At 45.5% G+C, this 13269-nt stretch carries 12 protein-coding genes and 2 pseudogenes; 2 read left to right on the plus strand and 12 right to left on the minus strand.

Translation table 11 applies throughout. The features are described from left to right. Positions 1-7: 7 nt before the first annotated feature. The 10 genes and pseudogenes from NST83_RS19990 to NST83_RS20035 all read right to left on the minus strand — a co-directional run. A complete protein-coding gene (locus tag NST83_RS19990; protein WP_342415408.1) occupies positions 8-697 on the minus strand; it encodes a DNA alkylation repair protein in 690 nt (229 codons plus the stop codon). Positions 698-716: 19 nt separating this feature from the next. Then, on the minus strand, positions 717-1334 hold the full coding sequence (locus tag NST83_RS19995; RefSeq protein WP_342415409.1) for a DNA-3-methyladenine glycosylase 2 family protein: 618 nt from the start codon (positions 1332-1334) through the stop codon (positions 717-719). A gap of 71 nt (positions 1335-1405) precedes the next feature. Further along, on the minus strand, positions 1406-2224 hold the full coding sequence (locus NST83_RS20000) for a radical SAM protein (RefSeq protein WP_342415410.1): 819 nt from the start codon (positions 2222-2224) through the stop codon (positions 1406-1408). 2 nt (positions 2225-2226) lie between these two features. After that, positions 2227-2742, minus strand: a complete 516-nt coding sequence (locus NST83_RS20005) for a methylated-DNA--[protein]-cysteine S-methyltransferase (protein ID WP_342415411.1) — start codon at positions 2740-2742, stop codon at positions 2227-2229. Continuing rightward, the gene (locus tag NST83_RS20010; protein WP_342415412.1) at positions 2723-3328 is read right to left on the minus strand and encodes a bifunctional transcriptional activator/DNA repair enzyme AdaA; all 606 of its coding nucleotides are present in this window, start codon (positions 3326-3328) and stop codon (positions 2723-2725) included. The genes NST83_RS20005 and NST83_RS20010 overlap by 20 nt, the downstream gene beginning before the upstream one ends. 272 nt (positions 3329-3600) lie before the next feature. Then, positions 3601-5481, minus strand: coding sequence for a beta-glucoside-specific PTS transporter subunit IIABC (locus NST83_RS20015; protein ID WP_342415413.1), 1881 nt, complete (start codon positions 5479-5481; stop codon positions 3601-3603). A 250-nt stretch (positions 5482-5731) separates the two neighbouring features. Further along, positions 5732-6562, minus strand: coding sequence for a PRD domain-containing protein (locus NST83_RS20020; protein ID WP_137060184.1), 831 nt, complete (start codon positions 6560-6562; stop codon positions 5732-5734). A gap of 270 nt (positions 6563-6832) precedes the next feature. Next, a complete protein-coding gene (locus NST83_RS20025; RefSeq protein WP_342415414.1) occupies positions 6833-8272 on the minus strand; it encodes a 6-phospho-beta-glucosidase in 1440 nt (479 codons plus the stop codon). Between the two features lie 486 nt (positions 8273-8758). Beyond that, positions 8759-10129: a cellulase family glycosylhydrolase gene (locus NST83_RS20030; protein ID WP_342415415.1), complete on the minus strand. Its 1371-nt coding sequence runs from the start codon at positions 10127-10129 to the stop codon at positions 8759-8761. A gap of 555 nt (positions 10130-10684) precedes the next feature. Then, positions 10685-10906: pseudogene (locus tag NST83_RS20035) on the minus strand (IS30 family transposase); the annotation flags it as partial. A gap of 82 nt (positions 10907-10988) precedes the next feature. Here NST83_RS20035 and NST83_RS20040 point away from each other — a divergent pair. Beyond that, positions 10989-11240, plus strand: a complete 252-nt coding sequence (locus NST83_RS20040) for a hypothetical protein (RefSeq protein ID WP_342415416.1) — start codon at positions 10989-10991, stop codon at positions 11238-11240. Here NST83_RS20040 and NST83_RS20045 read toward each other — a convergent pair. Both NST83_RS20045 and NST83_RS20050 read right to left on the minus strand, forming a co-directional pair. After that, a complete protein-coding gene (locus NST83_RS20045; RefSeq protein WP_342415417.1) occupies positions 11237-12043 on the minus strand; it encodes an RNA methyltransferase in 807 nt (268 codons plus the stop codon). The two genes, NST83_RS20040 and NST83_RS20045, sit on opposite strands and share 4 nt — an antisense overlap. Before the next feature lie 40 nt (positions 12044-12083). Then, a pseudogene (locus tag NST83_RS20050) lies at positions 12084-12749 on the minus strand (TrkA family potassium uptake protein); the annotation flags it as partial. 158 nt (positions 12750-12907) lie between these two features. Between NST83_RS20050 and NST83_RS20055 the strand changes: the two are divergent. Continuing rightward, the gene (locus tag NST83_RS20055; protein ID WP_044648543.1) at positions 12908-13141 is read left to right on the plus strand and encodes a small acid-soluble spore protein SspI; all 234 of its coding nucleotides are present in this window, start codon (positions 12908-12910) and stop codon (positions 13139-13141) included. The last annotated feature ends 128 nt before the right edge of the window (positions 13142-13269 follow it).

The raw sequence follows: 13269 nt of genomic DNA on the forward strand, positions 1-13269 counted from the left end.
TCCAATCCTATTTTCTTTTTCGCTTCATACTGCGAATGATTGTTTTCGTTTCCTGATCCACCCGGTATGATTCCGTGATCTTTTGCAAAGCTTTGTTGAACGTAAAATCATCCAGTGTATTGTTTTTCAAGTAATTCATCGTCATCTCGGGCAGCTTGATATAACAGATAGATATCGCCCATGCGACCGCCATTTGTACATAATAATCCTCACGGTGGGTTTGATCCATCCATTGCAGTACCCGGATGATATACTCTTCCTCAATATAAAAGTTCAGAAGCATAACCACGCCAAACCGAATTTCATATTCTTTGCTGGATAACAGATACGGCTGGATAAAGTCCCATACCCGTTCCTTATGATTTTTTGTACTTTTTAATCCGCCGCAGAAGCTGTCACACACCGACCAATTATCAATTTTAGGAATAAATCTGGCGACGCAGCCCAAAACTTCCTCTATATCCGCTTTCACATAGCCAATCACCATGCCTTGCAGCATGACTTCCTCGAAATGTTCACTTTCAGCGGTTTCAAGGTAGAGACGCCAATCGCCCTTGGCAATATCCTGAGCCAGCTTACGTAGCACCGGCAGACGTACGCCCAGGACATTATCAATATTCGGAATCAATGCCGCCGTAAATTTTTGAAAATCTGAATCGACATATGATAGTATTTGTTCTCTGATTGTTGTTTTCACAATTCCCACTCCCTGATCCTTAACGAAATGAAATACTCCATAAATAAATAGAGGCCACCGAACCATAAGGCGAATAGGCTCGGCGGTACTCCTCAAATTGTTCCCTGGTAAGTGTATCCAGATTGTACAGCTTCATCATTCCCCGTCGAATAGCTATATCGCCCCAACTGACGACATCCGGACGTTCCATGGAATTAATCAGCATCATTTCAGCCGTCCACGGGCCGATCCCATGCAGCGAGGACAGTTTTTGAATCACTTGGGTATCGGAGAGCTCATATAATTCCTGCAAATCCAACAAGCCCTGCTCTATCGTTAGGGCTACATTCAGGATACAAGCCGCCTTCTTCATCGTTATGCCACAGCTTTGAATAGCTTCGACCGACTGGGCCGCTATATTTTCTGAATTCATGGCTCCCACTTTCTCCTGCATTCTTGCCCATATGCTTTGAACAGCTTTGGCAGAAATAAGCTGTCCCACAATCGCATGAACAAGCGCAGCGAACAGATCGGGAATAACCTCTCGTTCGACCTTGCCTAATTGCGTCATCGCTGTACCGAGTACGGTATCCACACTTTTCAGATAATTGATTTCCTTCTCTCCATAGTCAAAATTTTTCGTGATCACGGTTTGCACACTCAGCTCCCCCCTCTGCAACCCTTATACTGTTCCACCTACATTCCCTTTGAATGAGGTCTATCCCAAAATCAGGGCTCAAATCCTTCACGGCTCACATAAAGCTGTTCTTCAGGAAAAACATTGCGAAATTGTTCGTAGATCGCCTTGTAGGCTGCCGGATGATACCAATCCTCCAGCCCTAATGGCTCATACAGCGCACCCATATTTAAGCTTCGTGTACGCCTTCCTCCACTGCCGTCTCCCATAAAATAATCATCAATACAGATACGGTTGACCAGTGGCAAAAGCTTGTCCGCAAAATGATTGCTACTTGGAAGCATCGGAGCGATTGTGGCTTGCGCCGGTATTCCTGCCTCTTTTAACAGTTGCAGCGTCTTGAAACGGGCCTGAATGGGGGGCGCATCCGGCGTAAAATGTTTGCGTATATCTTCGCGGTCTGTTTCTACCGTCATGCTCACCCGTACGCGATCCTCTAATAGGAGCAACAGGTCGATATCCCTTCGTACAAGCGGACTGCGAGTCTGTACAAACAGGAAATCTGGCGAATCTTCCACCATCACCTCCAGCAGTGAACGAGTCACCTCTTCCTTGTACTCGACAGGCTGATAAGGATCTGTGCTGGACGACATAAAAATAGTGACTTTCCCCTTGGATTTGGCCCGCCGAAGCTCCTTGCGAAGAAGCTCTGCCGCTTGCTTTTTAATATCAACCCATGTTCCCCAAGCTTCCTTACGGAACGTGGAGACTGGCATTTGGCGAACATAGCAATACGAGCAGCCAAAGGTGCAGCCTGTATACGGGTTCAACGAGTGCGTATACCCTGACAGAAAGCCTGTCCCTTTATTCAGAAGGGTCTTGGGGGACTTGTATATATGATGTGCTTTCATGGTTAACCTCTTTCGAGTCGCAAAAGCTTTACTTTCATATCCAAACCACCACGATATCCGGTTAAAGCACCATTTTTGCCAATGACCCGATGGCATGGGACGGTGACCAGAATTGGGTTAGCACCGATTGCAGCCCCCACCGCCCGAACAGATGCGGGCTTCTGAATAGCGTTGGCAATGTCTGAGTAGGATTGTGTCTCTCCATACGGAATGTCACACAGCGCGTTCCAGACCGCCATTTGAAACACAGTCCCCCGAAAGTCAAAAGGAACGGTAAAACTTGTGCGCTTCCCTAGAAAGTATTCAATAAGTTCTGTGGCATAGGGCTGTAAGACCTCATCATCTTCAACCAATGGACTGCCAGGAAATCGGCTCCCTGCCCATGAAGTTAATTCCTCTAAAGGTTTATCGGGTGAGCCTACGTAACATATTCCATCCGATGTAGCTGCAATATATAAATTCCATTCTTCATGAGTTAACAATGACCAATAGATTGTTTTAGGGGTTTGAGTTAACATGATGTATACCTCCATTTTGTAATTTTGCTGATTTAAGCTGACGATATTGCAAAGGCGTATAGCCTGTATTCTTTTTAAATAACGTAGAAAAATAAGGGGTATTGGACAGACCTACGCTCTCCCCCACTTCCGCAACGGATTTATCCGAGTTCATTAGCTGTTGCTTGGCTTGTTCCAATCTGGTTTGCTGTATATATTCCATAGGGGTTATACCCATGACCCGCTTGAAGGTACGATGCAGATGGTACGGGCTCCCATGGCTCATCTCTGCAAGCAAATGCAGCGTTAAATTTTCCTTGTAGTTAGCATCCACATACTCTGTAACCAGCGCGATCCATTCATGATCAGGCAAGCGCTGCCCCGTCGGCTTACACCTTTTGCATGGTCGAAAATGCTCCGCTAAAGCCTGTTCTGCTGTTTTGAATAAGCGGATGTTTTCTCTTTTGGGAGGACGGGATTTGCAGGAGGGGCGACAAAATATTCCTGTTGTCCTCACAGCATAAAAAAATTCACCATCATAAGACTTGTCGTTCTCCACAATAGCTTTCCACTTCTCGCTAGTTATGGGCAACTCGGATTTCTTCATTTAAGTTCACCTCTCATTTACAATGTGGCCTCCCACATATCTAAATTATAAACCAAACAGTGAACGTATGTACCCCTCTTGGAATGTAAAGGCAAGATAACGAAAAAAAGATGACTCCATCGGAGCCACCTATCCATAAAAACCAGCTATCTGATCATACGAAAAGCCGCCTCCTCGGTTATAGGTTTGTATCCTACTAATCCCGAAAAGCGCGGCTTGTTCAACTCACTAAATCACTTATTCTGGTTATTCAACAGACGTATTCAGATAATTCACTCTTTCTCGTTCGTACCGCCGAACAGCTGTAACAGTGGGTCATGTATCTGTACCTGTCCTTTGGCGGTTGGAAGGATATCTGAGTAAGCGGAAGAATTCGTAACGATAATCGGTGTAATCGTAGGGTAGCCTTCTGCCCTGATCTGCTCAACGTCAAATTCGAGAAGCAGGTCTCCTGCTTTTACCTGGTCGCCTTCTTTGATATAGGAGGTAAAATGTTTACCGTCCAGCTTAACTGTATCTACTCCGACATGAATCAAAATTTCTGCACCTTTGGGCGAAACAATCGCAAGTGCATGTTTTTTCTTGAACGCCACAGTAATCGTCCCGTCAAAAGGGGCTACAACCTTGCCCGATGTCGGTTCGATGGCGATACCTTTACCCATAGCTTCCGACGCAAATGCAGGATCGGGAACTTCCGAGAGGGCAACAACGGTTCCTTCAATCGGACTAAATACCTCTTCGTTAGAAACATCTGTTGCATGAACTGGTTCTTTAGTCGAACTTTCAATTGATTCTTCCGCTTCAACCGGATCTTCAAACCCTAAAATATAAGTCAGAATGGCCGAAACCAGAAACGATACCGAAATTCCTAAAATCAGTCCCGGGAAGCCTTGTCCGCCAGGGCCGTAGAAGATAGGCAAGGTCAACAGTCCCGGAGCGCCGGAAGCGAATGCTTGCGTTCCTGCTTGGCCTATAATTGCACCACCGATCGCGCCGCCGATAATACCTGCAATAAACGGACGTTTCAATGGAAGCGTGACTCCATAGACAGCTGGTTCTGTGATACCGAACAATGCGGTAAGCGTAGCGGAACCCGCCAATGTCTTCAGCTTTTTATTTTTTGTTTTCAGCATAACACCAAACGCAGCACCGGTTTGGGCGAAGATGGAAGCCGCAGCGGAAGGCTTGATTCCGTCTTTGCCGTTAACAGCAATGTTATTAATGAATACAGGTACGAGGCCCCAATGGACACCGAAGATAACGAGTAGTTGCCAGCAAGCACCCATGATTGCGCCAGCCAACAACGGGCTGAAGCCGAACGCGGCAATGAGTCCAGTTGCGATGCCGTTGCCCACATAGACTCCGAATGGACCAAACACGATCAAAGTCAGAGGAAGCATAATCACGAGCAGGATCAATGGCGTAATAAAATTTTTGACGCTTTCATGGATTAACCGGTTACACCATTTTTCCAGCTTGCTCATGACAATGATAGCAATAATAATGGGAATAACCGTAGACGAATAACTCATCATGACAATTGGAATACCGAAAAAGTCAGTAGGTGTACCTTCTGTCTTCAACGTGACGATGGACGGGTAAAGCAATCCTCCGGCAATGGTCAGGGCAACGAAGATATTACCTCCGAATTTCCGTGCCGTTGTAACCGCCAACAAGAGAGGAAGGAAATAAAACAAGCTGTCGGCCCCAGCATACAAAATCATATAGGTAGTGTCTTTCGGTAGCAACCAGCCGAGGTTGCTCGCAATCAGCAGCAGACCTTTCAGAATACCGGACCCCGCCATAACTCCAAGCAAAGGTGCAAAAATGCTGGAAATTACGTCGATTACGGCGCCAAATCCTTTGTTTCCCTTAGCTGGATGATCTTCTTTTCCAGTTTCATTCAAAATGTTGGATACTTTGCCGATTGCATTATATACCTCTGGTACTTTGTTGCCGACTACGACCTGGAACTGACCACCGCTCTGCTTAACCGTGATGATCCCATCGGTTTTTTCCAGTTTTTCTTTGTCCGCTTTCGCCTCGTCCTTTAGCACAAAACGCAAGCGGGTGGCGCAGTGAACGAGTGATACCACATTTTTTTCACCGCCTACCAGCTGAACGATTTCCTTAGCCAATTTTTCATAACTCATGCTAGACACCTCCATGTTCTAATGGGCATTTTACGTATTTAGGCGCACAAAAAACCTAAGCCTTGAAAAATGGTGGGCGCTTTTTGTCCCGCAATTTTTCATGACTTAGGTTTTGCCTGCATAACCAGTAACAATCCCAGTTAAAACTTATTAAATTCCTGTTGTTCTCATAATATAATTAATCAACCATATCTGTCAATAAAAATATTTAGTCATATATTCTCTATCCTGTTTCCTGGAAACGTCCAGCTTATCTGTTAACCACCCGCTCAATATGCACAGTCAGATACAGCTTTTCTTCGTTCGTCAATTCGTGGTTGTATTCTTTTTCCACAAAAGCTCCGATTTTCTCCGTGCAAGCAGCCGCGTCTCTGTGCTTTTCCTTGATCATGTCATACAAATGATCGTAGTTGTTTTCGTAGTGATTCCCCTTAAACACACGCTGGGCAAAAAATTTCAGATGAGTAATAAAGCGGAAATAACTCAGAGAGTCCTCGTCAAAATCGACCTTAAAATGATATTTCGCTATATTAATAATTTGCTGCATAAATTTTGTAATACTCATTGTGGTGATAACTTCCTCGTTCATTTCGGCATTCACGATGTGAATCGCGATAAAAGCCGCTTCGTCCACAGGCAGTTCAATATCGAGTTTTTGTTTAATTTGTTCCAGCGTTTTCAGACCGATCGCAAATTCTTCTTTGTACAACTGCTTGACTTCCCACAATAGCGCGTTTTTGATCTCCAATCCTTCCTGGTATCTTTCAACGGCGAAATTGATGTGGTCAGTCAAGGAAACATAAATATTTTCGTTCAGCTTTTTGTTTAAATTGTGCTTGGCATCATTAATGATCTCTTCCACAATCACAATCAGATCTAGCGGAACCTCACGCAACAGCATTTTGAAGTTGTCGGAAGTCTGCTTGTTTTTCAGGGCAAATACTTTCTGAATTCTGGTTTCGTCTACTTTATCTCCGGGCTTCTTCTTAAAAGCAACCCCGCGGCCCATCACGACGAGTTCTGTACCGTCCGTCTGGTAGACGCTGATTACATTGTTGTTGATGACCTTTGCTATTTTCATCTAAATCCCCCCATATGCCAGCAAGAGCCACTCCTGTTCCATCCTGTTTATGGCAAACAAAAAAACCGAAGCTCAACAAATAAACAAGACTGTAAAATCCGCTTATTGGTGGCTTAGGTTTTGCCTGCCTATGCAGTAACAATCCTAAAAATGATGGAATTGCGTCAAGTATAGCCCGAAGACGAGAGATTGTCAACGCTTTCAATCAAGAAACATAGACCGGAAATCCCCTTTACAATCGGGATGTCCGATCTATTTCTTATGAGATTCTTACTCGCCCAGATTCTCGCCATCAGAATGAATTACGTTTTTGTACCAGTGGAAGCTTTTCTTTTTAATCCGGTTCAGCGAGCCGTTGCCTTCGTTGTCCCGATCCACATAAATATAGCCGTAGCGTTTTTTCATCTCTCCAGAGGAAGCGCTGACGATGTCAATAGGACCCCAACTCGTATAACCGATAATCTCAACCCCATCCTGAAGGGCCTCGCCCATTTCCGCAATATGCCGCTTCAAATAGTCGATCCGGTAATCGTCGTTGACTTCTCCTTCAGGAGAAACCACGTCGTTGGCACCAAAGCCGTTTTCCACCACAAACAGAGGCTTTTGGTAGCGGTCGTGCAATTGGTTTGCCGTGATACGGAACCCCTTCGGATCAATCGTCCAGCCCCAATCGGACTTGTCCAGATACGGGTTGGATACGGAGCCAAACACATTGCCGCTCGTCATGTTTTTGACAACTTCTGGGTCTGTGCTGGTCGTCCGGCTAGAATAATAACTGAATCCGATATAGTCAACGGTATGATGCTTCAAAATATCCGCGTCGTCCGGTTCCATCTCGATGGAGAGTCCATGATCCTTGAAGAAGCGCTTCGCATAACCTGGATATTCACCGCGTGACTGCACGTCGATGAAGAAGTAGGACTCGCGGTCTTTTTCCATTCCTTGATAAACATCTTCGGGATTGCACGTATACGGATAGAAGCTGCCGGCAGCCAGCATACAGCCAATTTTGGCATCTGGAATGATCTCGTGGCACGCTTTTACAGCCAGTGCACTTGCAACAAGCTGGTGATGTGCAGCCTGGTACTGAATTTGTTTGACGTTTTCACCTTCCTGGAAAACAAGCCCGGCTCCAATAAACGGCAAATGGAGCAGCATGTTAATTTCGTTGAACGTCATCCAGTATTTCACTTTATCCTTATAACGGGCGAATACTGTTTTGGCATATGTTTCAAATAAAGCTACCAGTTTTCGGCTTCGCCAGCTTCCATATTTATCAATCAGATTTACCGGTACATCAAAATGAGCGAGGGTAACCACTGGCTGGATGCCATGTTTAAGCAATTCGTCGAACAGATCATCGTAAAATTGTAGCCCGGCTTCATTCGGCGTGGCGTCTTCTCCCGTTGGAAAAATACGAGCCCATGCAATGGAAACACGTAGCGCCTTAAAACCCATTTCCGCAAATAACGCAATATCCTCGCGATAGCGATGGTAAAAATCAATCGCTTCGTGGGAAGGATAAAATTCGCCTTCGAGTGGAGTGAGCGAGGGAACATTCCCCTTCATGATATTTCTTCTCTTCTCTCCAGACGGCAACAAATCCACCAGACTCAATCCTTTGCCGTCTTCCAGATAGGCACCCTCGGCCTGATTGGCAGCAAGAGCACCACCCCATAAAAAGTCTTTCGGAAAAACAAAGCTGGACATAAACGTTCTCCTTCCAAATGTGTGATGGGGAAAGCCGAAAGGGTTAAATGAAATAAAAAAACCCAAACTGGCCCAGATACACGCGTAGTGTAAACAAGCCGGTTCAGGTTATGCCCTAACGGTAACATCCCATGAAAAGGTTATACGTATTTGATGAAACTCTAACAAAGATTTGGGAACCTGTCAAATTTATTACGTTGCCTTCGGTGCATTATCTTCGTATCACAAACCCAAAATGCGAAGGAACCATGGGATTGAACTGGATTAAAGGACGGTACATCTCTGATGCGGGTCAGCAATTCAGGAAATTTATCTTCCGTTGTTTTGCAGAACAGAGATAAACCTCCTGTGGGTCACTGCCCCACTTATTGCTCCAAATGATAAAATTAGTCTCTTTCGTATGGAAAGAACGCCATACTAAGATTTATACTAATGCGACAGCCTATCCAATTGGACAGGCTGTCAATAGCTGAGGTTATTTTAATATCATTCCGATAGTGCATTAGTAGGTGCCTCAGTTGGGGCATCAGTCGTTTCATCAGTGGGTATATCAGTCGTTTCATCAATGGATGTATCAGTTGGGGCATCAGCCGTTGCTGATTCACTGTTCTGTAGCGTAGCTCTCGGATAAGCCTGTGCACGCTCATAATACCAATCGAACAAGAAGCGGGCCATTGCCTGACGGCTAGCATTGCCATCCCATTTTAACCCAGCAGTTGGGTCCGCGAACGAGCTCCTTGTTCCAGGCTCCAGCAGAAAGCCATTCATGTGTGCGGTCATGCTGACATTTCCGGCTGCTGTAAAAATGGACTTAGTGTTTTTCCCAAATCCGTCATTGGAGCCGTTAAACAAATTCCAGTACTCTGAATCACCGGGCTGTGTTTTAAACCAGGTGAATTCTGTCATATTTATCGGATAGGCTTGAGCTGCCGCCTTAATGTTGGAATTCCATTGTGATTGCAGAATGTCTTTGTTGTCATAAGCTCCGTAGCCTGGATACCAGTGAACAGCATAGCCGTAATTGTTCAAGGGATCTGTCAGCGGATGTTTTGCCGTCAGGCTGTAAAATTGGTTGTATCCAAGCCCTGCAGCCCAGATGACATTATCCGCACCTTTGCTTCGAATCGTGGAAATGATAGAGTTTTGAAATCTTCTCAGGTCATTCCAATGGTCAAGAAAATCATTCTCGCCGGCATAGCCTCCCCAATGTCCGTTCGCATACGACTTAATTGGTTCATTGATCAGTTCGAACATGACGTTATCCGCGCTTTTGATAGCCGACTGTGAGGCAAGATAACCCCAGATTTGATTGAATTTGTCCAAATTGGATTGTGTTGTAGCCTCGTCGTTAGCCAGAGTAAAATCAAGACCAATGGTAACATAAATGCCCTTTGTTTTTGCATAATTGATATACGGAATAATAACATTTTGCGTAGCTGCCTGTAAACCGGCGAAGTTGTATGACCCTGCGGCCACATCTCCCATATCTTCACGGTCAATAAACAATCGAATCTGATTCATATTCCAGCCGTGGCTGCTTCCATACTTCGGTCTGGTGTCTGTAAAGGTGTCGGTGATATCCTTCAAATACGCCAAAGTCGCCGCATGACGATTGTTACCATTCAATTTAAGATAATAATTACTGTTTTGATAAGTCCAGTATGCACCCGACGGCTGATGCCAACCGCTCAAAACAACAGGTTGTCCGCTGTTATTCACCAATTGATTGCCCTTGACATGGAGTTTGCCCATAGGCATACCTGTCCATGCATCAATACGTTGTTGAAAAACCGGTGTTACTGGCAATAAGAAAGCAAGAATTAGAACGATTTTACATACCATCCCTAGCTTTTTCAAAAGAAAGCCTCCCATTCACGGATCTACTTGACCATTATTCTCCATAAAATCGCAGTCTATTTACCCATTTCGAGTAGCGAAGAGGCTAAAAATATGTAGGGCCCCGCTTCCTGAGTTCCTCCCATATAAAAAACATCATTACCCTCCTTTGGATTGTGATTCCAAACTAATTGTTTATTCCCATCTCTAATTGTAGCGCTTACAATTTTGGGACACAACTTGATAAATTTTAGATTTTAAACCTAAAAAACCATATATTGAAATTCAATTTCCAAATCAATTAGGAATGAATATTCATTCCTAATGTTGGAACGCAATTCATGTCAATGTTTTCAATACTTTTATATAAAAAAGATTGAGAACGCCCCCATCTATATAACATCTACACCGGAAATGTCACGTTCTTATACGTTTTCCTCTCAATCCTTGTCCGCTTTAATAGTAAAGCCAGACTGATAAAAAGGAACCTCCAGTTCCACTTTTATAGTGGTGTTGAAGGTTCCTTTGCATACTTCTCTGCTGTTAAGTAATGGTACGTTTTTTATTGATGGATTGTCAAAACAAGTGCGACAGTTCCTCTGTAAACGATTCGTGAGCAGTTTTCCAACCCAAGCATTTTCGTGGACGATGGTTGATTAAATCCAGGGAACGCTCCAATGCTTCATCTGTGAATTGTGCGAAATCTGTACCCTTGGGAATGAACTCTCGAAGTAGCCATTGGCATTTTCATTTGATCCGCGTTGCCAGGAAGGGTAAGGGATCAGCAAAATAGACCTGTACGTCATGCGTAGCTTTCAGGTTCGCATAACAGGCAAACTCTTGCCCCAGTCAAGCACACCATACACAGCTCAAGAAGCAGGTGGAAGCTGAAGAGATCAACCATCTGCTGTTTGAAGACGAATCCATGATTCGTTCCTATCAAGCGCTTCGATACAACTGGTTTCCACGCGAAAAGCAACGCCAAGTGCCAACGTACGGCATACATGAAGGCGCCAAGTTGTTTGGAGCGATCCACTACGTTTATAAGATTAAGCTTCAAGTCAGCCAGTTTATGAAGCGAATCATTAAGCAACCGATGGAAACGATTGATCGCCTGTTGATTAGGTTTTAATCTTTGTGAATTTTATAATTTCGCTGCCTCATTGCCTCAAACAGCAGCACCGTGGAGGCCATCGCTGCGTTCAGCGATTCCGCCTGTCCCTGCATCGGAATGAACACCGATTCATCAACCATACGTGCGGTGGATGCAGAAATACCCTGTCCCTCGTTCCCAATGACGAGCCAAGCGGAAACACGCAAATTAACGGCATAGCATGACAGACTTGCGTCCAGCGAAGTGCTGATCAGTCGGGCACCTTTGCTTTTGGCCTGTGGCAAAAGCTCCTCCAAACTGCCCTCAATCACGGGCAGGTGAAAAAGCGATCCCATCGTAGAGCGGATCGTCTTCGGGTTGTACAGGTCGGCGCAGCCATGACCCAGAATGACGCCTGCGGCTCCGGCGGCGTCCGCACTACGGATGATGGTGCCCACATTGCCGGGGTCCTGTACCCCGTCCAGCACCATCACCAGCGCATCCGCCTGCTCCAGCAACGCCGGGAATGCGTCGCGCTCCTCCTTGTGCACGATAGCAAAGACGGACTGCGGTGTCTTTGTATCGGTGCATTTGGCAATGACCGCCGCCGACACGGGAACCCATTCCACCGGCTGGTCTGCTTGGTCCACGCCATTCAGCTCGGCAGGAATGCCCTTGTCCAAATCATAGGCAACGCTTTCGACAACCGCGTTCGAACGCAATGCTTCCTGCACCAGATGAATGCCCTCGACGATATATTTATGCTGCCGGGTGCGATGCTTTTTTTCCAGCAGTTGTGCCCATTCCTTTACACGTGTATTGTTCGGTGAAATGATTTCCATTCGTTATCCGTCCGTTCCTTTATAAATAAATGATTTATCATCACACTGCAAAAGCCAGCTCTAGCTTGGTTAAATCATCCTTGTGGCCTACAATAACAAGTACATCCCCCGTCTCCAGCCGATCTTCAGCATAAGGGGAGATATTCATTTCCTGATCTCGGCGAATCGCCATCACATTACAGCCAAAACGAGCGCGTATATCAAGTTCCTTCAGATTTTTTCCTACCATGGAATCTGCGGCTTTGATCTCCAAAATACTATAATCCTTGGACAGCTCGATATAATCCAGAATATTCGGGGACGTCAAATGATGGGCTACTCGCAGCCCCATGTCCCGCTCAGGATAAACCACCTTATCCGCGCCTATCTTTTGCAGCACTTTCCCGTGTAATTCATTTTGCGCTTTTACGATCAGAGCTGGCACCCCCATATCCTTGAGGATTAATGTCGTCAATATACTTGCCTGTATATCTTCGCCAATCGCCACCACGATGACATCAAAATTGCGAATACCGAGCGCTCGCAGCGCTTCCTCATCCGTTGAATCGGCAGATACCGCGTGGGTCACAATATTCGACATTTCCTGTGTGCGCTGTTCGTCCGAATCAATCGCCAGCACATCAAAGCCCATTTCGCTCAATGCAGTGGCAACACTGGAGCCGAAACGCCCCATGCCAATTACCGCATACTGCTTCTTAGCCATTCCTTCCTTACCTCCCGATCACCATACTGTCCGTCATAGTATAGCATAACCCGCCAAAAACATAAATTTGGCATACTTATGCCAATTGCTTCTTCATGTATACCGGGCAGCAGCCCAAGCCATAATACACCCGACAACAATTACAAATACGGGAGGTACACATGCCCATTACACTGGATTTACGACAAGCCATTGTTCACAAAGTTCACGGCAAATCAGAAGCTGATCTTACCGATATGATTATCGGGTCAGTAGATGGACCAGAAGCCGCTTTGCCCGGATTGGGTGTCATTCTTGAGGTGGCATGGAAGCACATGAACCAGACCCAGCAACAAGAGTTTGTCCACCTGGCACATGAGCAGCTTGATAAAATCAAGCCCGTCCCGCTAACCTGAGTCTTATTTCCAAACTTTTGTTCATCCCTGCTTCATCCTACTGCCCGTATACGAGAATAGTCCACTCGCCGTAACACCGAGTGGACTATTCGTTGTACAGATCAAATAACAGTTTTCATTCCCGTCCT

This window comes from Paenibacillus sp. FSL R10-2782 (genome assembly GCF_038592985.1).
GTDB classification, from domain to species: Bacteria; Bacillota; Bacilli; order Paenibacillales; family Paenibacillaceae; genus Paenibacillus; species Paenibacillus terrae_C.